Source organism: Pseudomonas sp. QLc11A, from assembly GCF_052112305.1.
In the GTDB taxonomy this organism is placed as follows: Bacteria; Pseudomonadota; Gammaproteobacteria; order Pseudomonadales; family Pseudomonadaceae; genus Aquipseudomonas; species Aquipseudomonas laurylsulfatiphila.
On record NZ_JAVAJJ010000007.1, the window covers coordinates 172,649 to 197,961 of the forward strand.

The 25,313-nt window shown below is 56.9% G+C and carries 24 protein-coding genes and 2 pseudogenes; 6 read left to right on the forward strand and 20 right to left on the reverse strand.

What is annotated here, in order from left to right; genetic code table 11:
* Window positions 1-2: 2 nt before the first annotated feature.
* From Q8X48_RS12875 to Q8X48_RS12890, 4 genes are all read right to left on the reverse strand, one after another.
* Complete coding sequence (locus Q8X48_RS12875) at window positions 3-2,138, reverse strand: 3-hydroxyacyl-CoA dehydrogenase NAD-binding domain-containing protein (protein ID WP_407800259.1); 2,136 nt, start codon at window positions 2,136-2,138, stop codon at window positions 3-5.
* 20 nt (window positions 2,139-2,158) lie between these two features.
* Entirely contained in the window at window positions 2,159-3,364 is a 1,206-nt protein-coding gene (locus Q8X48_RS12880; RefSeq protein ID WP_407800260.1) for an acetyl-CoA C-acetyltransferase, read from the reverse strand.
* 560 nt (window positions 3,365-3,924) lie between these two features.
* Window positions 3,925-4,551, reverse strand: coding sequence for a glutathione S-transferase family protein (locus Q8X48_RS12885; protein ID WP_407800261.1), 627 nt, complete (start codon window positions 4,549-4,551; stop codon window positions 3,925-3,927).
* A 198-nt stretch (window positions 4,552-4,749) separates the two neighbouring features.
* The gene (locus Q8X48_RS12890) at window positions 4,750-5,901 is read right to left on the reverse strand and encodes a CaiB/BaiF CoA transferase family protein (protein ID WP_407800262.1); all 1,152 of its coding nucleotides are present in this window, start codon (window positions 5,899-5,901) and stop codon (window positions 4,750-4,752) included.
* A 1,062-nt stretch (window positions 5,902-6,963) separates the two neighbouring features.
* Between Q8X48_RS12890 and Q8X48_RS12895 the strand changes: the two genes are divergently transcribed.
* From Q8X48_RS12895 to Q8X48_RS12910, 4 genes and pseudogenes are all read left to right on the forward strand, one after another.
* Window positions 6,964-8,841 carry a DUF1302 domain-containing protein gene (locus Q8X48_RS12895; RefSeq protein ID WP_407800263.1) on the forward strand — a complete coding sequence of 626 codons (1,878 nt, stop codon included), beginning with the start codon at window positions 6,964-6,966 and terminating at the stop codon, window positions 8,839-8,841.
* Between the two features lie 31 nt (window positions 8,842-8,872).
* Window positions 8,873-10,240, forward strand: coding sequence for a DUF1329 domain-containing protein (locus Q8X48_RS12900; protein ID WP_407800264.1), 1,368 nt, complete (start codon window positions 8,873-8,875; stop codon window positions 10,238-10,240).
* A gap of 123 nt (window positions 10,241-10,363) precedes the next feature.
* Window positions 10,364-10,510: pseudogene (locus Q8X48_RS12905) on the forward strand (CBS domain-containing protein); the annotation flags it as partial.
* 95 nt (window positions 10,511-10,605) lie between these two features.
* Window positions 10,606-11,110 (forward strand): annotated as a pseudogene (locus Q8X48_RS12910) (methyl-accepting chemotaxis protein); the annotation flags it as partial.
* A gap of 45 nt (window positions 11,111-11,155) precedes the next feature.
* Here Q8X48_RS12910 and Q8X48_RS12915 read toward each other — a convergent pair.
* The 6 genes from Q8X48_RS12915 to Q8X48_RS12940 all read right to left on the reverse strand — a co-directional run bounded on the left by Q8X48_RS12915 (window position 11,156) and on the right by Q8X48_RS12940 (window position 16,495).
* On the reverse strand, window positions 11,156-12,571 hold the full coding sequence (locus Q8X48_RS12915) for a tyrosine-type recombinase/integrase (protein WP_407800265.1): 1,416 nt from the start codon (window positions 12,569-12,571) through the stop codon (window positions 11,156-11,158).
* 302 nt (window positions 12,572-12,873) lie between these two features.
* Window positions 12,874-14,070 carry a tyrosine-type recombinase/integrase gene (locus tag Q8X48_RS12920; RefSeq protein ID WP_407800266.1) on the reverse strand — a complete coding sequence of 399 codons (1,197 nt, stop codon included), beginning with the start codon at window positions 14,068-14,070 and terminating at the stop codon, window positions 12,874-12,876.
* 484 nt (window positions 14,071-14,554) lie between these two features.
* Window positions 14,555-14,947, reverse strand: coding sequence for an ASCH domain-containing protein (locus tag Q8X48_RS12925; protein WP_407800267.1), 393 nt, complete (start codon window positions 14,945-14,947; stop codon window positions 14,555-14,557).
* The gene (locus Q8X48_RS12930; RefSeq protein WP_407800268.1) at window positions 14,944-15,510 is read right to left on the reverse strand and encodes a hypothetical protein; all 567 of its coding nucleotides are present in this window, start codon (window positions 15,508-15,510) and stop codon (window positions 14,944-14,946) included. Before Q8X48_RS12930 ends, Q8X48_RS12925 begins: the two co-directional genes overlap by 4 nt.
* On the reverse strand, window positions 15,510-15,956 hold the full coding sequence (locus Q8X48_RS12935; RefSeq protein WP_407800269.1) for a hypothetical protein: 447 nt from the start codon (window positions 15,954-15,956) through the stop codon (window positions 15,510-15,512). Before Q8X48_RS12935 ends, Q8X48_RS12930 begins: the two co-directional genes overlap by 1 nt.
* Before the next feature lie 47 nt (window positions 15,957-16,003).
* Complete coding sequence (locus tag Q8X48_RS12940) at window positions 16,004-16,495, reverse strand: hypothetical protein (RefSeq protein ID WP_407800270.1); 492 nt, start codon at window positions 16,493-16,495, stop codon at window positions 16,004-16,006.
* A gap of 75 nt (window positions 16,496-16,570) precedes the next feature.
* Here Q8X48_RS12940 and Q8X48_RS12945 point away from each other — a divergent pair, with 75 nt between their 5' ends.
* On the forward strand, window positions 16,571-16,816 hold the full coding sequence (locus Q8X48_RS12945) for a hypothetical protein (RefSeq protein ID WP_407800271.1): 246 nt from the start codon (window positions 16,571-16,573) through the stop codon (window positions 16,814-16,816).
* Between the two features lie 92 nt (window positions 16,817-16,908).
* Here Q8X48_RS12945 and Q8X48_RS12950 read toward each other — a convergent pair whose 3' ends face one another.
* Together Q8X48_RS12950 and Q8X48_RS12955 are read right to left on the reverse strand one after the other, a co-directional pair.
* Window positions 16,909-17,508: a hypothetical protein gene (locus Q8X48_RS12950; RefSeq protein ID WP_407800272.1), complete on the reverse strand. Its 600-nt coding sequence runs from the start codon at window positions 17,506-17,508 to the stop codon at window positions 16,909-16,911.
* Between the two features lie 269 nt (window positions 17,509-17,777).
* A complete protein-coding gene (locus Q8X48_RS12955; protein WP_407800273.1) occupies window positions 17,778-19,682 on the reverse strand; it encodes a DNA cytosine methyltransferase in 1,905 nt (634 codons plus the stop codon).
* Window positions 19,683-19,729: 47 nt separating this feature from the next.
* Between Q8X48_RS12955 and Q8X48_RS12960 the strand changes: the two genes are divergently transcribed.
* Window positions 19,730-20,692 carry a hypothetical protein gene (locus Q8X48_RS12960; protein WP_407800274.1) on the forward strand — a complete coding sequence of 321 codons (963 nt, stop codon included), beginning with the start codon at window positions 19,730-19,732 and terminating at the stop codon, window positions 20,690-20,692.
* Here the strand turns inward: Q8X48_RS12960 and Q8X48_RS12965 are convergent.
* The 8 genes from Q8X48_RS12965 to Q8X48_RS13000 form a co-directional block, all read right to left on the reverse strand.
* Window positions 20,678-21,013: a hypothetical protein gene (locus Q8X48_RS12965; RefSeq protein WP_407800275.1), complete on the reverse strand. Its 336-nt coding sequence runs from the start codon at window positions 21,011-21,013 to the stop codon at window positions 20,678-20,680. The two genes, Q8X48_RS12960 and Q8X48_RS12965, sit on opposite strands and share 15 nt — an antisense overlap.
* Window positions 21,014-21,082: 69 nt before the next feature.
* The gene (locus Q8X48_RS12970; RefSeq protein ID WP_407800276.1) at window positions 21,083-21,676 is read right to left on the reverse strand and encodes a hypothetical protein; all 594 of its coding nucleotides are present in this window, start codon (window positions 21,674-21,676) and stop codon (window positions 21,083-21,085) included.
* Window positions 21,677-21,678: 2 nt separating this feature from the next.
* On the reverse strand, window positions 21,679-22,341 hold the full coding sequence (locus tag Q8X48_RS12975) for a lambda exonuclease family protein (RefSeq protein WP_407800277.1): 663 nt from the start codon (window positions 22,339-22,341) through the stop codon (window positions 21,679-21,681).
* Window positions 22,341-23,330 (reverse strand): RecT family recombinase, encoded by a 990-nt coding sequence (locus Q8X48_RS12980; RefSeq protein WP_407800278.1) that lies wholly within the window; start codon window positions 23,328-23,330, stop codon window positions 22,341-22,343. Before Q8X48_RS12980 ends, Q8X48_RS12975 begins: the two co-directional genes overlap by 1 nt.
* Window positions 23,331-23,382: 52 nt before the next feature.
* Window positions 23,383-24,540 (reverse strand): hypothetical protein, encoded by a 1,158-nt coding sequence (locus tag Q8X48_RS12985; protein ID WP_407800279.1) that lies wholly within the window; start codon window positions 24,538-24,540, stop codon window positions 23,383-23,385.
* A 158-nt stretch (window positions 24,541-24,698) separates the two neighbouring features.
* Window positions 24,699-24,833 carry a hypothetical protein gene (locus Q8X48_RS12990; protein ID WP_263286762.1) on the reverse strand — a complete coding sequence of 45 codons (135 nt, stop codon included), beginning with the start codon at window positions 24,831-24,833 and terminating at the stop codon, window positions 24,699-24,701.
* A complete protein-coding gene (locus Q8X48_RS12995) occupies window positions 24,830-25,063 on the reverse strand; it encodes a hypothetical protein (protein ID WP_407800280.1) in 234 nt (77 codons plus the stop codon). Before Q8X48_RS12995 ends, Q8X48_RS12990 begins: the two co-directional genes overlap by 4 nt.
* Window positions 25,053-25,307, reverse strand: a complete 255-nt coding sequence (locus Q8X48_RS13000) for a hypothetical protein (protein ID WP_407800281.1) — start codon at window positions 25,305-25,307, stop codon at window positions 25,053-25,055. The genes Q8X48_RS12995 and Q8X48_RS13000 overlap by 11 nt, the downstream gene beginning before the upstream one ends.
* Window positions 25,308-25,313: the final 6 nt, after the last annotated feature.

The window sequence follows — 25,313 nt, forward strand, 5'->3', positions numbered from 1 at the left end:
CTTCAATAGAAGTTTTTGCCCAATGCTGCGCGCTGGATCAGCCAGGCTGAGGGCTGGAAGCGAGGGTGATGACTCGCAAGTTGCTTGCAACGTTCGACAAAGGGAGCCAGTCCTAGCGTGTCGATGAACAACAGCGGACCGCCCGTCCAGCCGGGAAAACCAAGGCCGAGTATTGCTCCGAGATCGGCATCCATGGCGTCGGTGATCACACCTTCTTCGACACAGCGCGCGCTCTCCAGGGCCTGGATATACAAAAGCCGGTCAATGATTTCCTGCACTTCGGGTTGTTCGGCCCGTGGTGGGTACAGTTCCGCCAATCCAGACCACAGATGTTTACGGCCGCCGACGGGGAATTCATAGAATCCACCGCCAGTCTTGCGACCGAGTCGGCCAAGGGTATTGAAACGGCTGATCACCGGTTGAGCATGTTGGCGTTGGCGCTCGGGAGCCAAACCATCGGCGATGGCCTGATCGACGACCTTCTTCTGCAAGTCCAGGGAAACTTCATCGGTGACCGCTAATGGACCGGTGGCCAGGCCGGCCATGCGCGCGGAGTTCTCGATCAGTGCCGGGGCGATGCCTTCGGCCAGCATGGCCATGCCTTCGTCGATGTAGCTGCAAAAGATCCGGCTGGTATAGAAGCCCGGGCTGTCATTGACCACGATGGGGGTCTTGCGCAGCAGGGCGACGAAATCCAGTGCATGGGCGAGGGTGGCTTTGGATGTTTCCTTGCCGAGTATCACTTCCACGAGTGGCATGCGTTCTACCGGCGAGAAGAAGTGAATGCCGATGAATTGCGTTGGACGTTGGCTCAGCTCTGCAAGCCCACTGATGGGAAGGGTCGAAGTGTTGGAGGCAAAGATGGCCGAAGCCGGTAAATGTTCTTCAGCTCGCTGAATCACTTGGGCCTTGACCGTACGTTCTTCAAACACCGCTTCGATTACCAGTTCGCAGTGGCTCAACTGACTGTAGTCCTCGGTAGCGAGGATGCGGGCGAGTTGGGCATCGACGGCGTCATGACTGCCGCCACGACGGGCTCTTTCCTTCTCAAGTGCCTGAGCAATCTGTTCCTTGCCGCGCTCCGCGGCCTGCAGGTTGCTATCGAGTAATACGACCTGGATCCCCGCCGCAGCGGCGACCCGGGCGATACCGACACCCATCATGCCGGCTCCCAATACGGCGAGTCGGCTGATGTGCAGTTGCGTGATTCCCTGCGGGCGCCGAGCCAGTTTGTCCGCACGACCTTTGTTGATGAACAGCGTACGCATCAGGTTGCGTGCCACAGGGTTGGCAAGCAACTGAGCAAAGTACTTGGCCTCCACCTGAAGGGCCAGATCGAAGGGCAATTGCGTTCCTTCGTAGACGGCACTGAGAATGGCTAACGGAGCGGGGTAGTTGTCCTGGGTACGTTTGCGTACCTGAGCCATGTTGGCGGCGAAGCTGCGCCCGGCATGCTCGGCCAGCGGCCCGCTACCGCCAGCAATGGTGAAGCCTTTGATATCCCAGGGTTGCTGTGGGTGCGGGTGCTCCAGTACCCACTGCCGGGACTTTTCCAGCAGTTCGAAAAGGGGCACGAGTTCATCGACAATCCCGGCCTCCAAGGCTTGCTCAGGCTTGAGCAGTGTTCCTTCAAGCAGCAATGGCAAGGCTTTCTCGACCCCGATCAGGCGTGGCAGACGCTGGGTCCCGCCGCCAGCCGCAAGCAACCCGACAGTCACTTCCGGAAGACCCACCGAGGCTTTGGGGTGGTTGGCCAATATTCGATGATGGCAGGCCAGTGCCAGCTCTAATCCACCGCCCAATGCTTGACCATTGAGTGCCGCGACGAAGGGTTTTCCGCCGGTTTCGATACGTCGGAACAGCGCGTTTTCGCGATTGAAGCGCGTGGCAGCATCGCTCGGGCTTACACCTTGCTCATAAGCATTCACCAGATCTTTCAGATCGGCACCCGCAATGAAGCCCTGCTTGCCGGAGGTCAGGACGGCGCCTTTAATGTTCTCGCGGGTGAGTATTTGCTCCACTGCTTGGCTGAGGTCGTTGACGAATTCAGGGGTGAAAACATTGATTGGGCGGTCGATCAGATCGATAACGATCAGTGCGACGCCATCGGAATCGACGCTGAGATTCAGAGTTGACATGAGTAGAGATCTCCGGGGATTCAGATGCGTTCGATCAAGGTGGCGGTTGCTTGTCCCGCCGCTGCACACAGGGTTATCAGTGCGGTGCTGAGATCGCGCCGTTCCAGTTCGTCAAGCACTGTCCCGAGCAGGATTGCGCCGGTCGCGCCGAGTGGATGACCAAGCGCGATAGCACCACCATTGACATTGAGTTGCAGAGGATCGACGTCGAAATGACGGCTATAGGTCAGAGGCACGATGGAGAAGGCTTCATTGACTTCGAATAGATCGATGTCGCTGATACGCAGTCCGCTACGCTGCAGTAAGCGCTCCGTCGCCGGCATGGGACCGCCAAGGCTCAGTAGCGGCTCGCTGGCGACTTGCACAGAGCAGCGAATTCGAGCGCGAGGAGTGAGGCCGTTGTCCAGGCCGAACTGTCGGCTGCCGATCAGTACGGCGCTGGCGCCGTCGACAATACCGCTGGAGTTGCCACCCGTATGGATGTGCTCGATGGTCTCCAGGCAAGGGTATCGGCGCAAGGCAATGGCGTCGTAACCCTGATCCCCGGCAGTAAGGAAGGCGGGCTTGAGTTTGCCCAGGCTTTCGAGAGTGGTACCGGGGCGAATCGCTTCATCGTGTTCCAGTAATACCTGACCCAGGACATCGCGGACAGCCAGCAGTGAGCGATCAAAATAACCCTGGCTGCTTGCATAGGCGGCACGGCGCTGGCTTTCCACTGCATAGGCATCGACATCATTGCGATCGAAGCCATTGAGCGCAGCCATTAGATCGGCTCCAACGCCGTTGGGCATGTAGGGAAATCGGCGGGTGATGTGGGGATCGCTGTAGCAAGGGCCTCCGTCGGAGCCGATGGCGACACGGGACATGGACTCGACACCACCGGCGATGATCGCCGTTGCGGCTCCTGATATGACAGATGCGGCCGCCTGGTTAATCGCGTCAAGAGCTGAAGTACAGTAGCGGTTGATTTGATAGCCAGGAACCTGATCGCCATACCCGGCATCCAGGAGGGCGAATCGGGTCAGGTCGGCGCCCTGTTCGCCTATAGGCATGACAATTCCAAGTCCGACATCATCGATTTGGTTTGGGTCTATCTGGTTACGAAGACGCAGAGCGCGTAATACCTGGCTGGTCAGTTGCAGCGGCGTAACCTGGTGCAAGGCGCCATCAATGCGACCTCTGCCTCGAGGTGTACGGACATGGTCGTAGATGAAAGCTTCGCCCATGATGATCTCCTGAACGTTGGGAAAGGGTTTGCTTGGGCTGCTGTCGAATCGGCTTTAGGGTCGCCAGGAAAAAAATCGCGCGGATAGGGCACTGCTGGGGGACGTCTTGGGTATTGAGTTGCGTCTATCCACGCGACAGGACTAGATTCGCTTAGTGAGGGAGGTAATACATCGTTCGTTGGAACTAATTGTGCGAGGGGCGGGACGTGTAGATGGGAACGGGCAGGCGTGGATTGTGCCAGTGATTCATATCTGGAAGTTGCGAGAAGGCGTTGGGTACATGCTCAATGCAGCGCGTCACTTTTAGCGGTTGGATATCGAGTTGAGGCTCGGTGCCAAAGGCACCAAACTGATGACATCCATGCCTCCACGACCGCGGCAAGCGCTACGGCCTGGCAAACACGTGCGAAGGCGGTGGGTTGGCCAGCGTAACGATCATCGATGCGCACGGGCTTTCAAGCCCCATGTTTCTTTTCATGATCATGTTGGCCTCAACCGCACCATCTTTGTCCAACTGCAAAGTGTCAGGTGAAACCGCAAAGCCATGGTTGGCTGGCAGATTACTGCACCGGAGTGCCCTGCGCAGCGATGGCTCGCAGGTACCCCTCGGTTTGTTGCAACCGCTGCCAGTAAGCAGTTAGTTGCGGCGAAAGTGAGCCACCCAACCCGATACGACAAGCCAACATGAGTGCGTAACCTACCGAGATGTCGGCCGCGGTGAATCGGCCAGCGCAAAGCCACTGCTGGTCGACCAGCACTCGGTCGATTTCCTTCAGCCGGCTACGGAACCATTGAGTGTAATCGTCCACGATCTGCGGATGGCGCCTCCCCTCAGGCTCAAATCTACTGTAACGGAGCACCAGAGTCTGCGGAAACGTCAAGGTCGCCTCACCGAAGTGAAGCCAGTTCAGCCAGGCTGCATATTCTGGGTCACCCGGTGAGACTGCGAGATCACTCGGACCAGAGAATGTCGCAAGGTACTGCAGAATTGCACAGGACTCGGTCATCCTGATCCCCTCCGCGAGTAGCAGTGGAACGGTGCCCAGAGGGTTAAGTTCAAGGTACTCCGGACTCTTTACCCTCGGAGGGAATGGAATGACCTGCAACTCATATGGTAGCGACAATGTTTCAAGCAACCAAAGGCAGCGAAATGATCTTGTGTTGATACAATGAAAAAGAGTGAACATCAAAAAATAACCCTCACTTCTCGAGGATCTGTCCCGTCCCAGAAAGAGTTTCTCAGGCTCTATGGCGACAGATCACGGTGACTCATACTGAATTGACAGTTGAAAGAATCTTCTTAACGAAACGCTGTGCAGAATCTCGAATTAGCTGTTGGGATTCGTCAACGTAATGTGGATATTGTCCCGTCATAGCTCTTCAGGTTAGTTGCTGTCTATCAGCTCTTCATTGTGTTCGCCGAGTCTCGGCGCTGGACGGAGTTCAAAGTCCGGCATCGCCCCAAATCGAATGGGGGGTTGCATTTCGAAATAGGGTCCTTCAGTTGGGTGTACTCGACGCCTGAAGAAACCGGTTGCCTTGAGGTGAGGATCATTAAATATATCTTGTATATCACGGACCGGCATTGCTGGTATTTGAGCCTCAATCAGACGATTCATCCAGTCGGCTGTTGTCCGTGCCTCTGTCAGGGTTCCGATAATCTTAAAAATTTGAGACATGTTCGCACGACGTAATTCTGGAGTAGAAAACTCTTCGCGCATCAGTGCCTCAGGGTGGCCCAATACATCGAATAGCCTGAGGAGGCTGGGATCGGTATACGGCACTATGCTCAAATAGCCGTCAAAGGTCCTGTAAGGCTGGCGATTGGGGTCGATTTGTCGCTCGTAGCAAAGCGGTCCAGTAGGAGGGTCGAATGTTGCACCATATAGGTGCTCTTCAAGTAGAAAATGAGTGAACGCCTCAAACATTGGAACTTCTACTTTTTGACCTTCACCCGTTCTCAGTTTATGTATTGTAGCGGCGAGAATTGCACTGCTTAAATACTGGCCGGCGATCTTGTCGGCAATTGCAGAGGGTATGTAAGTTGGGCTGGAACCTACACCGGTTCGGCACGTCAAGGACACAGCCCCTGACGCAGCCTGGATAACATCGTCATAGGCTTGCAGTTCGGAGTAGGGGCCGCCAGATGCAAATCCTGTGCAATGGACATATATAATATTAGGATTTATTGAGTTTATGCTTTCAAAATCTAAACCCAGCCTATTGGCTGCTTTGTCGCGAATGTTATGCACAAATACATCCGCAGTTGCTAATAATGACTTGAGAGAATTCAAGTGCTCTGGCGATTTCAAATCCAGTTCAACCGAGCGCTTTCCACGGTTTAATGTCATATGGCAACCCCCCATGCCGGGATTTTTGGCAGGCTTCCCCATTTGGCGGAAGCGATCACCACCAGGGGCTTCGATCTTAACTACGTCGGCTCCCATGTCGGCTAGCATTTGCGTGCCGTACGGTCCAAAAATAATGGTTGTTAGGTCAATAATCTGTATACCTTTCAACATTATTGGTTTTTCCATATTACTCACCATAAAGGCCATATAAGATTTTGGAGTAAATGCGGTTGGTGGTTGTTAAGTTAGGTACTCTTGATACCTTGCGTATTGACTTTCTAAATTGCTGACGATGATGAGTCTAGGGGGGCTAGGGTTTCGTCGTTCCTTTTGACTATTTTGAGCCGCAGCCTTGAGCGATTTCTGCCGCTGCCAGAACCGTATCTGGTGGACGTGAAGTTGGCCGTTCAGTTCGTTACCATCGTTGGCGCCGACATTGGCGAATTCGGCGCGGCATTCCGCTTTGGCTTGGCCAGTGATACAGGAGGGCTGAACGACTATTACCGAGAGTAGGACGATTGACCTCGACGAACCACCGCGAAGCAGAAGTCCCTTGCCAGGAAGCCAAGTATGCGGTTGCCGAACGGAATCGTGGAGGCCGAGGGCAGGGTGCCAGGCGGTCGACGGAGGTAGTCGGGCAAGCGAAATCGGAGGGCTACCGGCTGATGGAGCAGGTGGTCGAACGCCAACATACGACGTACTTACGAACAAGTAATATAGAGCCGAGGAGCGTCGGTTGTAGACCGGTTGGTCTAGCGATTTTACTGCAAGCAAACGCACTTACTTTGACAGGTTCGGATGTCGACGCAGGGGCGCACCCGAGGCCGCTACGTTGAACTGAACGGGGTGGCAATATGTTGGGGGTGAGGCGGGCAGAGCGAATACCTGGTCGCGCTGTATCTGGAACGGCCGACCACCGACGTCCAGTAGTTCTGGCGACCGAGCAGACAACCCACATTCAGTCCAGCCTCCACCTTAAAGGTCTGTGCGAACCTCGGCTTGTGGGGCGATTCGCTTTCGCCCCGACCCCCAATTCCTCCGGATACATAGTGCGACCGGCTTCCGAGTGAAGTGGTAGCAGGGGAAGATTGCTCGTCTAGGTGAGCATCCATCCCGACTAATGCCCCGAGTCGTAGATGGCATGCATCGTTCGGAATTTGATGGTCGAAATCGTTCCTTTGAACGATTACGGAGGCAGTTGTTAAGAATAGCGTTGCTTCTCCGAAAAATCCGATTCCGGAGAAATGCATGCAAATAAGAATAAAAGTGCATCACCTCGTTAGGCCGCGCCCATTTGCAATAGCCATTGCGCTGGCTTCCAGTGCTCAGGCCTCAGCTGGAACCTTTAGCATCGGGGAGATTCAAGGCCAGTTCGACTCCTCCCTTTCCGTGGGTGCGAGCTGGTCGAAGCGGGGGGCCGACAAGGACCTGATTGGAGTCAACAATGGGGGGGACGGGCTGTCTCAAACGACCGATGACAGCCGTCTGAACTTCAAGAAGGGCGAGACCTTCTCGAAGATCTTCAAAGGCATCCATGACCTCGAACTGAAATACGGCGATACCGGTGTTTTCGTCCGTGGCAAATACTGGTACGACTTTGAACTGAAGGACGAAAGCCGTCCGTTCAAGGACATCAGCGACGATAACCGCAAGGAAGGCGCCAAGTCTGCCGGCGGCCAGATTCTCGACGCCTTCGTCTACCACAACTACAACTTGGGCGATTTGCCGGGCAGCGTGCGCTTGGGCAAGCAGGTGGTGAGCTGGGGTGAAAGCACTTTCATCGGCAACAGCATCAACTCGATCAACCCGATCGACGTGTCCGCGTTCCGCCGCCCCGGCGCCGAGCTCAAGGAAGGCTTGATCCCGGTCAACATGTTCTATGTGTCCCAGAGCCTGGCCGACAACTTGTCCGCCGAGGCCTTCTACCAGCTGGAGTGGGACCAGACCGTCCTCGACAACTGCGGCACCTACTTCGCCCAGCCGGACGCGGTGGCCGATGGTTGTGACGACAACCTGCGAGTGCTGAGACAGCGCTCCTCACTGCCGGTGCCAGCACTTGCTGCCCTGACCTCGCGTGGCTTGGACATCAATCAGGAGGGCGTGCTGGTGCGCCGCGGCCCTGACCGTGATGCCAACGACAGCGGTCAGTGGGGTACCGCGCTGCGCTATTTTGCTGAACCCCTGGACACCGAATTCGGTGCCTACTTCATCAACTACCACAGCCGGGCTCCCTTCCTCAGTACGTCGGCTCCGTCACAGGCGGTGTACAACGACTCGGCAAGCCTCGGCGCACTGGCACCTCTGGCGGCAGCGGGGCGCTCCAACTACTTCATCGAGTACCCGGAAGACATCCAGCTGTACGGCCTGAGCTTCTCCACCACGCTGCCCACCGGTACGGCCTGGAATGGAGAAGTCAGCTATCGCCCGAACGCTCCGGTCCAGCTGAATACCACCGATGTCCTGTTCGCCGGCGTCGGTCCGCTGTCGTCCATCAGGCCTGCGTTTGCCGTCTTCGGCAATGCGTCGGTGCTGGATGGCACACCAGGCCAAGACGTGGAGGGCTATCGCCGCAAGGAAATCACTCAGTTCCAGACCACCTTCACCCACTTCTTCGACCAAGTCATGGGCGCCAGCCGCCTGACCCTAGTAGGGGAGATCGGTGTGGTTCATACCGGTGGCCTCGAAAGTACCAAGAAGGCCCGTTATGGCCGTGACCCCGTGTTCGGCCCCGGGCCGCTGCCGAGTACTGGTCCAGTCAACACCTGCGTCGCGCTGAACACCAGCACCTTGGGCAGTCCGACTGCGAAAAACGTCAGCAAGTACTGCGAAGACGATGGCTTCGTCACCAGCACCGCTTGGGGTTACCGCATGCGCGCCGTGTGGGACTACAACGACGTGTTCGCCGGCATCAACCTGAAGCCGAACATTGCCTGGTCCCATGACGTCGACGGTTACGGTCCGAACGGCCTGTTCACCGAAGACGCCAAGGCCGTCAGCCTGGGCCTGGATGCTGAGTACCAGAACACATACACCGCGAGCCTTGCCTACACCGACTTCTTCGGTGGCAAGTACAACACCTCGATCGATCGCGATTTCCTCGCGCTCAGCCTTGGCGTGAACTTCTAAGCGGACTGCAATATTGAGGAAGTCGAAAACTATGAAAACAACAATAAGTCTGCTGCAAACTAGCGTCTTGGCCCTGTCCCTGCTGACCACCAGCGTCATGGCTGCCGTATCCGCGGATGAGGCGACCAAGCTGGGCTCCACCTTGACCCCGCTGGGCGCCGAGAAGGCTGGCAATTCCGATGGCAGCATCCCCGAATGGACCGGCGGCCTGCCGCAGAGCGCCGGCACCGTCGATTCCAAGGGTTTTCTGTCGGACCCCTTCGCTAGCGAGAAGCCGCTGTTCATCATCACCGCGCAGAACGTCGACCAGTACAAGGAAAAGCTGACCCCTGGCCAAGTGGCGATGTTCAAGCGCTACCCCGACACCTACAAGATGCCGGTGTACAAGTCCCACCGTTCGGCATCCGTGCCTGCCGAGGTCATCAATGCCATCAAGTACAACGCCACCCATACCAAAATGGTGGAAGGCGGCAATGGCGTGGAAGACTTCCGCACCGCCTATCCATTCCCGATTCCACAAAACGGACTCGAAGTAATCTGGAACCACATCACTCATTATCGTGGTGGCAGTCTACGACGACTGATAACCCAGGTGACTCCGCAAGCGAATGGTTCATTCAGTCCAGTATCGCTTGAAGAAGAGTTCACCTTCAGTGAGCAGTTGAAGGACTACGACCCGAGCAAGCAAGGCAACGTGCTGTTCTACTTCAAGCAGCGGGTGACTGCGCCCTCTCGCCTGGCCGGTAACGTGCTGCTGGTGCACGAGACCCTCAACCAAGTAAAGGAACCGCGCCTAGCCTGGCTCTACAACGCGGGCCAGCGCCGTGTGCGACGGGCGCCGCAGGTGTCCTACGACGGACCGGGTACCGCCTCCGACGGTCTGCGAACCTCCGACAACTTCGACATGTACAACGGCGCGCCGGACCGCTACGACTGGAAGCTTGAAGGGAAACAGGAGATCTACATCCCCTACAACAGCTACAAGCTGGATTCGCCGAAGCTGAAGTACAGCGACATCATCAAGGCCGGCCACATCAACCAGGATCTGACCCGCTATGAGCTGCATCGCGTCTGGCACGTGGTGGCCACCCTGAAGCCGGGCGAGCGCCACATCTATGCCAAGCGTGACATCTACATCGACGAGGATACCTGGCAGGCTGCGATCATTGACCATTACGACGGTCGCGGAACCCTGTGGCGCGTCGCCGAGGCCCATGCTCAGTTCTACTACAACAAGCAGGTTCCTTGGTACACACTGGAGTGTCTCTACGACCTGATATCGGGTCGCTACCTGGCACTGGGCATGAAGAACGAGGAGAATCAATCGTTCGACTTCAGTTTTACCGCCAGCGGAAGCGACTACACTCCAGGTGCCTTGCGCCAAGAGGGAATTCGATAGGAATGGTTAAGCTCATCCACGCTCGACTTCTTTTGTCGACATGATGGCGGTGGCCAATGCTCCTAGCCTGGAGCATTGGCTACTAGCTTTTAGCTATGCATTAAGTGCTTTGGGCTGTGGTCTATGACCGACAGTCATCTGCGCCATCTACCGGTGGTGGAAGGCGGTCAACTGATTGGCCTCTTGTCGATTGGTGATCTGGTGAGAGAAGCCATCGTCGAGCAAGCCGACCCAATCCGGCAACTGGAGCACTATATCCGTGGACATTGAAGCAACCAGGGGTAAGGCGGATGCAAGGCTCATAGGCACATGAAGTTTTCAAATATGCTGCCCGTCGGGCGGGTATTAATCAGGGAGCATTTGATATGACCAAGTTAAGCACGGCACGCCGTATCGCCATTGGTTTTGCAATTGCGCCGTTGGTACTGATAGGTCTGGCGCTTTATGCATTGCACGATCTGGCAACGCTCAAGGAAAAGACAATGGTGATCGTCAAACAGGACTGGCCGAAAATCGATCCGATCTTGGTCATTGCCACAGGTGTACGGGACAACGCCAGGAACACCCGGGACTTGCAGATATACAAAGCTAATCAGCAAGTGCAAGAGGCAACTCGATGCCACCAAAAAGCGCATCAGCCTTGCACTGCAAACGCTTGAGCCGCTGTTCGATCTACCGGAAGGCAAGGCCGCCTATGCCGCCTTGATAGCGCTGCAAGGGCAGATCTTCGCTGATCGTGAAAGATCGGTGCAGGCCCTGTATGACGCGGCGTATGTGAACATATTGGGGTTGCTTGTGTTCTGCCTCGCCTCGGTCATCGCCGTTGTGGTCATAGTGACAGTACGTAGTTTGTTGGGCTTGGCTGGGGGGAGATCAAAATCGTTATTTTTGTCTCGGTGCTCCACTGAATGCTAATTAATTGGGGAACAGAGGCAATTGATCGCTAGAAGTAGTTGCGAAAATTTTTTCAAGACGTACCCCTAGCAATCTCCAAGCCTCGGTTTTTTCCTTGGCATAATCATGATGAAGATAATGTCGACGAACCTTTGATCCACCAAGTACATGATTTTGGCAGCGATCAATTATCTCTATTGTTATACCGAGCTCTTGCATCATAGTTGCGCCTGTTCGGCGCAAATCGTGAGGGGTCCATCCACCTTTGCTTCCCTTGTTGAGCACCAATGAGTCATCGTGGTGGCGGCCAATAAGTGGTTTACTGCGTTTTTTGAATCGGCACTGCCGGTCACCGATTAACTTGCTAATTGTCTTCGTATCGACATGGCTTTTCTCGACTTTGCTGGGGAAGCAGTACGGCGTATGTCCGCTTTCCCTTTGCAATAGCTTGAATTGTGTCAGCACGAAAGAGGACATAAACACGTGGTGATCCTGACGTCTGCCCATATGTCCTTTGGTGGATTCGGCTGGAATGAGCCAGGTCCCTTTTTCCAGATCCACGTATCTCCATTCAGACTTGAGCAGTTCTCCGATGCGGCAGAGGGTACCCAGACAGATCCAGACTGCGCATTGCACGCGTGGGTTTACTGGGCGGATACCAGAGTATTTCTGGCCGGCGGGTAGGGCGTCATAGTCGTGTGCCAGACGCGCGAAGATGTCGCGCAACTCGCGAATTTCATCAGGAGAAAGTACGCGGTCGCGTTGTTCTTGGTAGTCGTGATCGAGCAGTTTGTTGGCGTCTATCAAGTAGGCCGGATTTCCATCGACCATTAGGGTGCGCCACGGTTTGCGTTTCTCAGCCCAGCGCAGCATCTGGCCGATGTCCTTACTGCGAATCACAACGGCGCGGTTCAGGCCGCGGGCTTTGACCGAGCGTAGGACAGTGAGCAGATCTTTTTCGGTGAGGTTGCGCAGCGGCTTATCGCCAATGACTGGTAACACATCTTTAGTGAAGCTGCGGCGCAGTTCAGCGTTTCCGTCCTGGCGGGATACGCCGTCGCGAATCCACTCCTCGAAGAGATCAGTGACTGTCTTGTTCTCTCCCGCCTGACGTTCGGCCTCGGCAATGGTGGCGACAATGGCAGCCTGGGCTTCGATTCTGGCGGCTTTGCGGGCGGTGATGGGGTCTATGCCTTTAGTGATGCTCACTCTCATTTCGTCACGCTCGGCACGAATTTGCGCCAGCGATTTCTTCGGCCAACTGCCCAAGCGGTGATCACGTTTGGTTCCGTGCAGTTTGAACTCGTAGCGAAATAGGAGAGTAATGCCGCGTACACCGGCGCGAACCTTGGCAGTCAGGCCACCGTCCTCGCGTAGCGTCCTCCCGTCATCCGCGGAGGTGAGCGCCTCCAGTTGCTTCGCCGTTAGTTTTGCCACTGTCGACCTCATGTCTAATTCCAGTGTCTTGAAATTTTGCCCCACTTTTGCCCCACCGAATCAAGTGGCTGTCGATGGATATTAGTGGATCGTTGTAGACGTTAATATAGTCTGAATCCCCGTAAACTCTAGATTAAAGCGTTCCATGAGAGTGTACGTTCGTCCATGGAGTTCCAGGCCTTAAGTGTATGGGGTGCTAGGGGTCGAGTGTTCGAATCACTCCGTCCCGACCATATTTTTCAATGACTTAGCCCAACTCTAACCAGTTGGGCTTTTTCATGCGTAGGGACTTTTGCGGGGGTTCATCCCGTTTTCCTCCTCAAGATTGTCAGAGCCGGTCCTCTCGAATCGGTCGTTGATACTTTGTTTGCCGCCTCAATCAACTGTTCAAGCTCTGCGGTAGAATAGTGGCTCGTAACGCTTCCATTCTTGTGTCCCAGAAGTGCCTTTCGGTCCTCCAGTGTCACGCCTGCTGCACGAAGCCTTCTGCCAAAGGTGTGCTTGAGGTCGTGAACCCTGATCGACCGAAACCCAGGGTGTGCCAGTGACTTGTGCTCCTTTTCCCACTTTGCCGCCGCTCGCACCCTGGCTTTCTTCCATGCTGTGTCATTCATCCGGTGAACAGCAGTCGGGCCGAACTCGTTTGGCTGCCCGTATGGAAAGACGATGGTTGGATGCAGACCGCGCTGGCCGTCGATGACTGACATTGCCACCTTGTTCAGCACTACCAGCCTCTCGTCACCGTTCTTCACCCCAGACTTTTCATTCCTCCCGCCAAAATCTGCCGGGATCAGGAACACGCTTGTTCCCAGTTCTGGTACGCGAATCTCCCAATCCCATCGAAGCTTGCAGACTTCCTGCTCCCGGCATCCCGTATTCACTTTGTAGAGCGCCATCCTCAACAGGTGATCCGGGATTTCAGCGAACAGCAGCGACTGTTCCTCCCATGACAAGGGGTAGGGCTTTCTGCTCGACTTCCTTTCCTCAAGCATTGAGATCATCGGCACGCTATCCAACCACGGCCGTTTCTCTGCATCTCGCCACTTCCTGTGGCACAGGTTCAAGATCCGAACGACGCGCTGCAAGGCGATGTTCACCGTCCGGTTCGACACGCCTGGCTTGACATTCCCTTTTTCAGTTTTGGTTGGCTTCTGCCGGTCCCGCTTGAACGTGGCCAGCGTCCCGTCATCTATGTGGGTGATCGGTAGATCGCCGATGTACGGGTCCAACTGCTCAATGTGCGAGGCCGAAAGGCCAATTGATGCCTGGTCTTTGAACTCCACCAGAAACCTGGTGGCCGCCTCACGCCAGGTTCGCACCTGGCGCACACCGTAAACCTTTTCCTGTCGGAGCTTTTCCAAGCGGTGGATCAGGTACTGCTCCGCTTCCTGCCTTTCGCTTGCTCCAGTGCTTTCTTGAAGTCGCTGACCTCGGACGACTTTGTCGATGTGCCAAATTCCGTTCCTCTCGTAGAGGCCGGAGATTGTTTTTCGCGCCATTTATTGACTCCTTGGCGCCCACTGCGGGGCTGATTGTTGTCCTGATTGGCGGCCTTTTCAATTGCCATCGACTCGATGTAGGCATCTGCCCACGCGTCCAGCTCAAGCCGGTCAAAGGCAACCCCCTGTTTTCCAATGGGGAATTCCCTAACGTGGGGGCGGACGGTGTTTTTGAATTCGGCGCGGCACATGCCCAGGTATGCAGGGGCGTCCATCGCCCGTATGAAGCGTGGCGGTGCCTCAAAGACAACCGCCGGTTTTGTGTTGGCCATAGGAAATCCTCGCCCGCCGTTCATCGGCAGGCTGGTAGGTGGATTGTGAAATCAGATGAGGGGCGTCAGGCGGGCTGAAGGGGTGAGCTACGGTTTATTGGTTCACCTCGCCAGTTGCGTACACGCTTACTCCCCTGAGCTGACTGGTGGGGTGGACCCTTAGCGGCGTGGCCCCTTGTAGCAGTACACGTAGGCGAACCAGGCGAGGGCGATCATGGCGTCACCAGTTCGTCAGGGACTTCGAAGAAGTTGAGCCGGCCTTTCAGTGGCGTGAATGGCAGCGGCTTCGGTTCGCGCAGCAGGAACGCCTTCTCGCCCATGTACCAAGGCGAGGTGCTGATATCTAGGCTGTCGACCAGCTCGACAGATCCGATAATTCCGCCGCGCTGCATTTCCTGAGCCGTCGGGAAGTCGCGTAGCAATTGGATATCGCCGGCACGCATGGCGAACTCAAGGCCGTCGCAATATTCCTCATTGGTCATGCCTTTGGCTGCGTGCACCAGGAACCGCCCGCGGTGCTTCGTGTGCCAAGTCCGGTTCTCGATGTTCTTGCCGCCGTGGATGATCAGCCAGGCCCAGGGCTGGCGAATGCTCAAGGCCTTCATGGCGTCACCTTCTGGCCGAGCAGCACATCGCTGACGACCTCCCAGAGCTTGGCTGGTGACCACTGAAAACGATCAAAGTCAGTGTCAGGCTCGATGCCTGCCCGGCAAGTTGAGTGAGCTCCGGCCGGGTGCTCCTCGGTCTTGCGCATGATGGTAGCCACACGCCCATCGCCGCCAGGTTCGGTGCGGTGATAGTCGTATGCGGCAGTGTGATATTCACTCCCAGCGTGGATAGGAAAAGTCGAGGCCAGATTCATGCTTGCGCGTCCGTCAGCAGACCATGGCCGCCCCCCGTTGGCGCTTCGCTTCCCCTCGTGCAGGTAAAGCACAAACTCACCCTCGGGATGACGCCACATATCAAAACGGTGATTGATCTGCGTGCCAACCAGCACTCGCGACACAAAGTCGAAGCGGTGATCATGGATCGCCGAGTGCTCGAAGCAGGCCCGGCGCGGCAATTCTGGGTGCCAGACGTGTAGGCGCTGATTGCCCTGGAGCTGAACCTGTACGAACCCGAGGCCATGCAGGGTGATTTTGTCGGTCATCACGTCATCAATAATCATCAGTAATCCCCCCAGCCTAGGCCCTGAATGTATTCGCTCGGGATAGTCACGGCCCCGACCGGTATGGTGTTTTCAACTTCAAGGTTGCCGAAATAGCCGATAGCCGCCTTGGCTCGTTCCATCGACAATTGCGCGTGCCGCAGCTGCCAAGACTTGCGCGCCTTGTACGAGCGCAACGCGAGTGCCTTGTCGGTGTAAGCAAAGCGCCGGCCCCAGGTGCCACCTTCCTTCAGGACGCGCTTGCGGCGCTTCTTCACTGCGTCGGCGGTCCAGTTGTATTGCGGGCCGTTGACCAGGTCGCAGGTATGCTTGTCACCGATGTAGAAGCACTGCGCGGTTTCGCCGATCACCTGATAGGTGATGCAGTGCACCTCCAGACCTTCAGGCCCGATGGTATCGATGTAGCGGTAGTGCTCTGGCCAAGCCGGTTTCATTTCTTCAGGCATGACTTCGTCCTTGCCGCTATAGCGGCTGACTTTGAAGGGGGAGGGAGTTACTGCTGGATTTTGCGAAGGGCGGCGCTGTATTCGAGCGGATCGCCGTCCGGGTATCGCTCGACGATTTCCATCAACCGCTTGCGCTCGTCGTCGGATGGCTTGGCGGTCAGCTCATCAATCCGCTGATCCGCTGCGTTCAGGCGCAGCTGCAGGGCGTCACGCTCGGCGGTGAGGCGTTCGACCTCGCTGGCAGCTGGTGAAAGGTCATGCCAGCTATCCACCTCGAACTCAGCCGGGCGCAGGCCCAGGCGCTCACCGTCGGACATCACTGCTGCAACAGCGCCGTGGCTGTTCGTCCACACCTGGTACGACTGGCCGGCATTGGCGATCGGTGCTTTGCCTTTGATGTAGGCCAGGCCGATGCCAAGCATTGGGTCGGTGGTGACGGTCTTTAGCATCCGGACCGTGCGCGGCACGCGGTCGCCGAATGGGTAACTGTTGCTGCGCTTGTGCAGCGCCGGGCAGTCGAGGCGGTTTTCTGTGGGCATGGGAAACCTCTCCAGTAGCGGCAAATTACCGCTTGGGTTAGGGTTGTAGGCTTTCGTGAACTCAGGGGTGGATCTATGTATTTCGAGTTAGGAACCAAAGGTTTGAATGGCCGCAATGAGTCGTGGTGGTCACTTTCATACGTTGAAGCCGAAGACCAGTTTTACTGGCGCCACAGGTGGAGCAATATGAGCGGGCTTACCGTCCACGATGGCGAGAAACGTCTGCCTATCCTTGAAGCTAAGGGGGAGAGTTACTACTCCGATGCCGTTAAAGTCATCCGCGAGAAGTTCCCCACTTGGAAGAACATTGATCAGCTTTGATTAGGCTGCTCGAAGGTCACCCGCTGCCGATCTCCAAGGGTCATTTGCCATCGCCAATGCGGCCATCGGCGGCGGGCTGACGCTGTTGCCACTCATGCTGCGCGGCCCCGCTGATAAAGGTCCCACGCAGCTTTGTCACCCTGGGCGATGTACCAGTGCAGCTCGCCGCTGTCCTCCTGATCACGTACAGAGCCGCCGTATTGGCAGCCTGGGAACTTGAAGGTGGCGGACATAGTGATGTGTGGGTATCCAATGCTGAATTCTCCGAACGTCAGATCAGGTCGCTCGGCCAGCACTTTTTCCTTGAAGGCGTCGCCCTTGGCATTAGCGTCGGCGATCAACTTATCCCGCGAATCCTTGCAGTCCTGATCGCAGTAGGCATGCCTCCCTGCATAAACGATCTGCAGGGGGTTGCCATCTTCGTCCTCGGCGTCCTCATAGAGCTGCGTCTCGCAGTTGTTGCAGTACAGCCACCAGCCTTGATCGTGGTACGCCTTTGCGGGAATGAACGGCTGGCCGGCGAATTCGTCTGCCCACGGCGCGCGGCGACAAAAGCTTACCTCCTCGAAGGTCAGATTCAGTTCGTTCCCGCCTTCGCGGCGTGCCTGGGCACTGCTGCAGGCGAAGGTGATGACGTGCTCACCTTCGGATCCTTCACCAACGTGATAGGCCTTTCGGTTTTCTGTGGGCATGGGGCGTCCTATTCCGGGTCATGCCCGGGCGGTGGAGGGAATGGAGCAAGCACAACAACTAATTACGTATCTAGCCTTTACCTCCTGAGTTCCTAATTATCATGGGCATCACCGAAGGCTTTCTGCCTTCTAAGTGAGGTGTGGCGCCGTGATAATTCGACTACTTGAAGAACTGTTTTTCCAGTTGTTAGCTGAGCAGATCAGCAGTTGTCTTTTCCGATTAATCGAATGGCTCAACACGATGCCTTGGCAGGTGTGGTTTGCGTGAGTCAGGCCGCGAGGCGCTGGTAGAGCTCGATGATGTCGGCAGCGTTGGCGGCAACAAGGGCTTCAGCTTCGTCCGGACAGACGCTGTTGCCGATCAGTCGCACCTGATCCGTTTTGTTGATGTCGCGCCACTCTTCGGCGCCGGTGATCGGGTCGACGAACAACCCGCGATCGATGATGTAGTCCTTGTCGAAGCCTTGCGCCGCCTTCAGCTCTGGCGGTTGCAGCATGCGCAGGGTGATGTCGACCAGCACATAGCCTCCGACCATGACCATTTCGGCCGGGTCCTTGAAGTGCTCTGGCAGGTATTCGTGCATGAAGGCGGCGCAGCGGCGTGCACCTTCCATCTGCTCAGGCGTCAGGGTGTCCGGCACCTGCACAACCTCCACCAGCGCAACACGGTCCTTGGTAGGCAGCGTGTGCATGGGTTCGGCCAGCGAAATACCATCCTTCTCATTGCCGTAGTACTTCACCAGGTAAGCGTTCACCAGTCGCTGGTTGGCGCCGGATTGGCAGATGGTCGACAGCGGCGTGTCGGCTGCGCGGCCGTCTCCGTCATAGAAGCCTCCGTTCGCCTGCTCGAAGAACGCTGTCGACAAGGCATGGTGCCCGGTGCTGGTTGCAACCACTGCCACGGGGCTATCGACATCGGCGCCGACTGAGCCTTTGCGCAATGTAACCATCGAGGCTGAAACCAATCCATGCCGGGCGGCTCCGGCCATTACTGTCTGCAACGGCTCGTCAGGGGTAATGCCGACGGCGTTCTGGCCGAATGCCGTGAGGTGTGCGGCGACCATCGCAAAGTGCCCACCCTTTACCTGTGCGACCTGCGTGCGAAGCGGCTCCTCAGCATCGAAGTTACGCTGGGAGGATCCGTTCGCGCATTCGGTGAGGAATGGCGCGGCAACCGGCTGCACCAGAGCGTGATGTGTGCCGCCGGCGCTGATGGTCGACACTGCTTCATTCGTGCCGTGGGTACTGGTGTGCGCCGATGACGTGCCGCGCATGGGGACGATGAAAGGCTTGGCGCTGGTGAGCACGTGCCGCCAGCAGCCCTTGGCCACGCGGCGCATGGTGTTCTCGGCCATCGGCTTATCACGGAATATCGTGCGCCCGAGGTTGCTCCAGTCGATGCATTCCGCCGCCGCTCGCCATGGCAGCTGCTTCGCCGTCGGCTTCTTGTGGCGTACCGGTTCAGGCCAGACGATCGGAAGTCCGTCACTGCGCGCTACCAGGTAGAGACGCTTGCGGATGGTTGGGGCACCGGCGTTTGCCGCGATGCGCTCCCGCCATTCGACCTTGTAGCCAAGTCCGCGAACGAGGCTTTCAGCTGGAACGAACTCGCCGATGGATTGGAGTATCTCCGACATATCAGGGTGATCGGCTGGCAGGCCGGTGCTCAGCGCGGCAATGAATGAGCGGAAAGTGCGACCACGCTCTGCCTTGATCGGCTGGCCATCCTCGTCAATTGGCCCCCAGTCGCAGAACTCTTCGACGTTTTCCAGAAACATCAGGCGCGGCCGGGTGGCAAATGCCCAGCGGACGACCACCCAGGCCAGGCCTCGCACCTTGCGGTCGCGGGGTGCTCCGCCCTTCGCCTTGCTGTGGTGGCGGCAGTCCGGCGATGCCCAAAGGATGCCGACCGGCTGGCCTCCAGTGGCGCGGGCTGGATCAACCTCGAACACGTCAGCAACATAGTGCGCTGTGGCCGGGTGGTTGGCGCGGTGCACAGCCAGGGCGATTGGGTTGTGGTTTACCGCCACATCCGGCTCCCGGTAGGCCCGGGCGATACCGGTGCTCGCGCCGCCACCGCCGGCGAACAGATCTACCACCAGTTCTTTCGGGAAGGGCAGGCCCATGCTCGGCTGACCATGGATGAACTGATGTTTTTTCTGGAGTGCGGACATAGGGGATCCTCGCCGGTATAGTTCCGGGGTTTACAGGGGAGTGGGTTATGAGCTGGGAAAGTATTTCGATTTGGATTGAGAGCCATCCAGGGCTGGCGTCATGGGTTCAGGCGTTAGGGGTCCTGATTACTATTGTCGTAGCTATAGTTGTCGCAAAATGGCCGGAAAAGCGTCTTCGCAGGGAGCAGTCTGATAAGACGAGGGTCATGAAGCATGCAATCGTTAACATCGCTCTCGGAGCAGATGGGGCAATTTCTGCGCTTCGCGACGAAGTGGACGAGATTGATTGGAGTAAGACGTCCTTTCCAGACGCACTGCTGATGGCTACAGAAGCTCACATGATTACGTTAAGTAGCGTGGACTTAACCAATTTCCCAAATGAGGAGATGCTTGTTCCATTCATGAGGATCAAAGCAGAAATGGAATCTGGAGTGTCAGCGTGTAAGTCACTCAAACTGTCTATTCCAAGTGAGTTAGACAGGTTTGCAACGTTAACTAGATTGGACGCTGCCGCAAATAACATCCGTGCATCGTTTTTGGTGCTGCGCAGGGCTGCTTCTGTAACTGGAAAACCTTATAGGCCGTGGCTAAGAGCAGCGAGACCAGCTTTTTTTGGCCGGAAATTAACGGGGCGGAAACGCATTCAAGTAAATATCTGGCTGGCGATAACTGCGCTAGGGATGGCCACCCTCGCGCCTTTATTGGCCAATAATTTTTTTGTAGCGTTGAAGCCATGGAGTGAAAGCCCTGGCGACTGGCTAGAACGTAGCGGTGCCATCACGACGATATTTTCTCTACTCGTCATTAGCCTCATGGATGAATGTCTAGGGAAGATTCGTATCAAGAGCAACCCCCCGCGGGTGCAGAAATTTCAGCTTTACAAAAATTTCGAGTCTTGGGCGAGCTTTCTCAAAGGCACTGCTTTTGTGATTTCACTAATAGGAACCGTGATCTGGGGTTATGGAAGCGTCATCATGGCCTACGTTAATGGCCTTTTAGGCGTCGTCTAACGGCGCGGATATTTCGTCGCCCGGATCCTTCTGAATCATCAGCAGGCTCTTCCGGTGAAAAGCCAGCGACACGTTTTGGGATAACTCAATAACGTGTCGCGGCGGATCCAGCATCGGCAGGCACTTTTGAGGCCCTAACTCATGTAGCCGGTGAATCATCAGCGTAATTGCCTCGCCCTGTTCCTCGATGCCGCTCCAGGCCATCAAATCAGCGAGTGCTTGGCGTGTTCCGGCCATGCAGTGCAGCCTGATTTCTTCCTCGCCGCGAGTCTTTCGCCTCGCCGCAGTCTTTGCCGATCGTTCTTTCTGCGCGGCTGCCATGGGATACCTCTTCTATTCCGCTGGCCGGCAATTCCAGCCAGGTTTGTCGTTTGCGTTGCTGGACGCGAGCTATGCGGCGCATGAATTACTACCTTGGCGCGCTTTCGGGTAGTCAATGCCATGGGCGGCAATGATTCGCTCGAACGCTTTGTTGCCGATGGCCAGCTTCCCGCAGCACTGGCGCCGGGAGATTCCAAGCTCCATGAAGGCCCTGATCCGTTCGGCATACTTCGCGTCTCTAGCATCTGCTTGCTCCTTGCGCAGCGCGTCATTTGCACCGCCCCGGGCTGGGCGCTGGAATGTGATGTCATGCTCTTTGGCGATGTTGTAGATAGCCTTCCTGCTGATGCCGACGGCTGCCGCAACTTCCACCTGGGTGTGCGTGCCGCTCAACCCACGAACTTGATCGACCAGCCTTTCGCGTGCCTGCTGGCGGGCATCGAATGCAGTTGGTGGCGGGGGAGGCGATTCAACCCGGCGCCGAACAAATGGCTTCGGCGCCGGCGGCATCTGGTTGCTGTAGCTGATCGGCTTGGGCTTGTAGTTGTAGGGCTCGGCTTCTTCGATCTTGCCGCCAGCGGCCAGGTACTGCTCGACCTGGGCTGCCAGTTCGTTTGACTTGGGTCGATGCTGCTCGACCAGACTGAGGTGGTTGCTGATCATGTTCAAGCTCCTAATCTATGTGCTTGCGCCCGCGCTTTGTCCGCGACCTCATCAACCATGCGATTCAGTTCCAGGTTGAACTGGACAAGCTCTTTGTGCAGGTTGGCGATGTAGTCTTCGTCGCGATAAATCGTTTCAACGTAGAGCTGACACTCTTCATCTTGACGTGAATCGAACGACAGAAAGTCCCACCATTTCCGTCCCGTAACGAACATGCAGCCCTGGACCTGCGGCATGTGCTCCTCGGGCATGCCTTCGAGCCAAGTCCTGACGTGTATCGCCTCATTGAAAGGGCACTTCGACTCGGTCCCGCCGTCATCGTTTATAAGGCCGTCTGGCGAACAGCCGAGCCAGTCGTACTTCGGGTGAACGATGAACTCTGACGGCATGACGATGTTGCCGGTCAACATCTCGTAGGCGTCCTGAGCCTTCTGTTCTTCGGTGTGGCCCCACTTCAAGGAAGCGCTGCTGACATCGTGCTTGGACTTCTTTGCCAGTCGCTCGAAGCACAGTTCGCGCATGTATGAGGTGCGCGCACCCATAGGTTCGCGCTTCCCATTTTTATCAGGCTTCCCCCAGGCCATCACGTCTTTAAACCGGCTGGCTGTCACGCGGCCAGATCGGTCTGCATGCCACTTTTCAGTGCCCTGAAGTTCCGCTCTCACTACGCCGCTTCCTCGGCCTGAGTCAGGCCTTCATTGGTGCCAGTCATATCGGTAAAGTCGCCGTCAACGGTTGCCGCCATGTTCTTGAGCGCTTCGTGACATTCCAGGCCGATCGCTGCGCGCTGCTTAGGCTTGAGACCTGCCCAGGCTGTTGCATAGGCGTCGATGTCCTGCCGTTTCGCGACGACCAAAAGGTCTGCGAATACTCCGTCTATTTCCGGCGACGGGGATTTCGGGCCGAACGAAACGCCAGCAGCGGCAGCGGTGTTCGAAGCCTGTTTCGCGGGGGTGATATCGATTTCGCCGCCGTATGAGTCTTCGAACTCATCGGGTGTATAAACGCCGAGGATGACGTCAGGGCAGAAGAGTCGAGCCCATTTTTTAGTCACCAAGTAGGCAATCTGCTGCTTCGGATCCTCCGCCCAAAGCGTGGAGTTCCGGGTGCGGACCTGAGTGAGCAGAAGCTCCAAAGTGCGCGGTTCGTCTTCGCCTTTGAAGGTTGCCCAGACCTTGATCCCGAGACCTTTTTCATCGTCAAAGCTCCAGGCAGGAACGCGGTATTTCTTGAACTCGCCAGTGTCCTCGTCCTTCTTGGTTCTGCTGGTGACTTCGCGCATCTTCCCGATGACGTTTTCCCAGGCACCGAACCATTCGAAGTTCAAGCGACCCTTCACCGGCGCCTTGGAGGTGATCACTGCGTTGACGAGCTGAGCCTCGTAGCTCAATGCACCGCCGTTGACGATGAACGTCTTCTGCGCAACAGCGAATGGGTTCATCTGCCACTGCATTGCTTGTAGCACCACCGCCATGCAGTCAGCTTGATTGCCCTTCAAATGCTTGGGGACTGTCGTCACGCCCTTCGACATCATCAGCGCGAGGTCGCTCATCGACTTCATGGTGCCTGGGTCGAGGATGAGGGCTGCCGCGTTGTGCGAAGGATCGTGGTAGGTGGCGAGGCCCGTTGGTGCTTGGGTGTCTGAGTCGGTCATTGCGCTCTCCGTGGCCGACAGTGAATGTGTCGGCCTATAGATGGAAAGGTGGTTAGAAGCGGATGGCGCGAAGCCAGGCGCGAGCAGTGTCGAGGTCCACGTCGAAGCCCAGGGCTACAACCTCGACAATGTCGTCGACTGATGGCGCGGTCGTAGTCACCTCGTCGGATTCAGCAGCCACCGCATCTGTTCTGATGGGGGCTTCAGCCTTTTCTGCGACCAGAGGCGAAGCTGCGATAGTGACCGGGGTCGGTGCGGAAGCCTGGGCGCGCAGGCGGGCCAGCTCGTCCTGATCACGCTGATACTGGGCGTCGCGTTCACGCTGCTGGCGCTGTTGCTCTTCCTGCTGCTCACGCTGTTGGCGTTGCTGTGCTTCCATGTCGCGGCGCTGTTGGTCCAGCTCGTCCTGCTGTTGCTTCAGACGCTTGCGATCTTCCTCGGCGCGTTGTTTGCGCAACTCCTCAGCTTCGGCATCAGCGATACGCTGCTTCTCGCGCAGCTCGTCGAGTTCTTTCTGTTGGGCCAGCAGCTTGGCGGCAGCCTCTTCTCGTTCAACCGCAGACCTGTGCAGCGTTTCAAGCTGCTCAATAGCGTTGTCGCGAGCGATGGTGCCTTCTGCTTCGAACTCGGCATATTCTTCGGGAAGAATTACCGATTCCTTGACGCTTTGCAGAATGCTTGCGACATCAGCAGCGCTGCGGTTTGCATAGGCGGCAGCGACGGAACTGAAGCGGGTAATCTTCGCCCGGATGGCTTCGACACGTTCAGCTTCGACACGCTCGCGCTCGGCTTTGGCGTCAGCTACGCGCTTTTCTTCGGCCTTGATTGCTTCGTCAACAGGCGCCTCGATTGCCAAGACTCGATCCTTCAACGCCTCGCCGAACTCCTTAATCTGGTTGACGCGAGCCTGGGCATCTTTGACTTTCTGTTGATAGGGGACGAGCGCCGTCTTGGTGGTTTGCGCCAGGGCATAGCGCACGTCGCGGATGTCGACACGAACTTCCTTCGCATTCGCCAAACCTTCGCTGGTCGAGCAGTCAACGACCAACTTCGCGTAGGTGGTTTCCAGACGAACGATCTGCTCTTCGTGCGGCCGATATTCGGCGATGTCGGTAACGGCAACCGCAGGGACGACAGGTTTTTGAGAGTCCTCGGTTTCGCTCATTTCGAGCGACTCTTGCGCGAGTGCTTGTTTAGTATTTGCGGACATGACAATTCCTTGCCGCGCGGTGCGCAGCCTTGAAGGGTGTTGGGTTTATTGAGTGACGCGATCAGCCAGAGCGCTGAGCAGCATCAGAAGGGAGAGGGTGGTGATGGCCGAGAAAGATCCGCGCCAGATCAGCAGGCGTCTCACCCGCTGCCGCTGAGTCACGACAACCGCGCGATAAGCATCCCGCGCCGCGACTGGATCTTGATGCGGGTTGGCAGATCAGCGACCAGAAAAAAGCCCTGTCGGTGCAGGGCTTCGGTCATTGCTTTGGCGTTGCGGGCGATGATGGTCATGCTGCGACTCCCTGCTTGATCGATTCGTTGTAAGTGGCGTAGATCTGGTCGATTCGAGCCCTGTAGTGCCGGTGCTCGTCTTCATTTATGACGCGCAGCATGAAGGCCAGCGTGATTGACGATGTCGCCGCGGAACTGGCGTTGGGCTTACCAAGGTCGCGGATCATGTTGTCGATCTCGCCCTCGATCCAGTTGACCGCCGTCTGGTGGTCGCGTTGTTCACCGTTCATGTGCGCCTCCGCCGGGAGGGCAAACCATTTCCATTTTCATCATGGCCAGACCAATGCGCCGCTTGAGGCTTTTGCGCTCTTCCAGCAAGCGCGCGTCCCGATCGATCAGCGCCTGGGTGCGAATCTGCTCGGCAGCTTCGTAGTCGTGGAACTCGTCGGGCCGCGCTTTCTTCTCGCGCCCCCAAGCGTCGTAGCGCCTGTCCCACTCCCGGGCCTGCGCACTGTCTGCATAGCTGGTTGCCATGGTCGC

Excerpts from the sequence above, each read along its gene's own strand:
- Q8X48_RS12875 (WP_407800259.1), bottom strand. The coding sequence starts at position 2,138 with ATGTCAACTCTGAATCTCAGCGTCGATTCCGATGGCGTCGCACTGATC.
- Q8X48_RS12880 (WP_407800260.1), bottom strand. The coding sequence starts at position 3,364 with ATGGGCGAAGCTTTCATCTACGACCATGTCCGTACACCTCGAGGCAGA.
- Q8X48_RS12885 (WP_407800261.1), bottom strand. The coding sequence starts at position 4,551 with ATGTTCACTCTTTTTCATTGTATCAACACAAGATCATTTCGCTGCCTT.
- Q8X48_RS12890 (WP_407800262.1), bottom strand. The coding sequence starts at position 5,901 with ATGGAAAAACCAATAATGTTGAAAGGTATACAGATTATTGACCTAACA.
- Q8X48_RS12895 (WP_407800263.1), top strand. The coding sequence starts at position 6,964 with ATGCAAATAAGAATAAAAGTGCATCACCTCGTTAGGCCGCGCCCATTT.
- Q8X48_RS12900 (WP_407800264.1), top strand. The coding sequence starts at position 8,873 with ATGAAAACAACAATAAGTCTGCTGCAAACTAGCGTCTTGGCCCTGTCC.
- Q8X48_RS12920 (WP_407800266.1), bottom strand. The coding sequence starts at position 14,070 with ATGGCGCGAAAAACAATCTCCGGCCTCTACGAGAGGAACGGAATTTGG.
- Q8X48_RS12925 (WP_407800267.1), bottom strand. The coding sequence starts at position 14,947 with ATGAAGGCCTTGAGCATTCGCCAGCCCTGGGCCTGGCTGATCATCCAC.
- Q8X48_RS12930 (WP_407800268.1), bottom strand. The coding sequence starts at position 15,510 with ATGATTATTGATGACGTGATGACCGACAAAATCACCCTGCATGGCCTC.
- Q8X48_RS12935 (WP_407800269.1), bottom strand. The coding sequence starts at position 15,956 with ATGCCTGAAGAAATGAAACCGGCTTGGCCAGAGCACTACCGCTACATC.
- Q8X48_RS12940 (WP_407800270.1), bottom strand. The coding sequence starts at position 16,495 with ATGCCCACAGAAAACCGCCTCGACTGCCCGGCGCTGCACAAGCGCAGC.
- Q8X48_RS12945 (WP_407800271.1), top strand. The coding sequence starts at position 16,571 with ATGTATTTCGAGTTAGGAACCAAAGGTTTGAATGGCCGCAATGAGTCG.
- Q8X48_RS12950 (WP_407800272.1), bottom strand. The coding sequence starts at position 17,508 with ATGCCCACAGAAAACCGAAAGGCCTATCACGTTGGTGAAGGATCCGAA.
- Q8X48_RS12955 (WP_407800273.1), bottom strand. The coding sequence starts at position 19,682 with ATGTCCGCACTCCAGAAAAAACATCAGTTCATCCATGGTCAGCCGAGC.
- Q8X48_RS12960 (WP_407800274.1), top strand. The coding sequence starts at position 19,730 with ATGAGCTGGGAAAGTATTTCGATTTGGATTGAGAGCCATCCAGGGCTG.
- Q8X48_RS12965 (WP_407800275.1), bottom strand. The coding sequence starts at position 21,013 with ATGGCAGCCGCGCAGAAAGAACGATCGGCAAAGACTGCGGCGAGGCGA.
- Q8X48_RS12970 (WP_407800276.1), bottom strand. The coding sequence starts at position 21,676 with ATGATCAGCAACCACCTCAGTCTGGTCGAGCAGCATCGACCCAAGTCA.
- Q8X48_RS12980 (WP_407800278.1), bottom strand. The coding sequence starts at position 23,330 with ATGACCGACTCAGACACCCAAGCACCAACGGGCCTCGCCACCTACCAC.
- Q8X48_RS12985 (WP_407800279.1), bottom strand. The coding sequence starts at position 24,540 with ATGTCCGCAAATACTAAACAAGCACTCGCGCAAGAGTCGCTCGAAATG.
- Q8X48_RS12990 (WP_263286762.1), bottom strand. The coding sequence starts at position 24,833 with ATGACCATCATCGCCCGCAACGCCAAAGCAATGACCGAAGCCCTGCAC.
- Q8X48_RS12995 (WP_407800280.1), bottom strand. The coding sequence starts at position 25,063 with ATGAACGGTGAACAACGCGACCACCAGACGGCGGTCAACTGGATCGAG.
- Q8X48_RS13000 (WP_407800281.1), bottom strand. The coding sequence starts at position 25,307 with ATGGCAACCAGCTATGCAGACAGTGCGCAGGCCCGGGAGTGGGACAGG.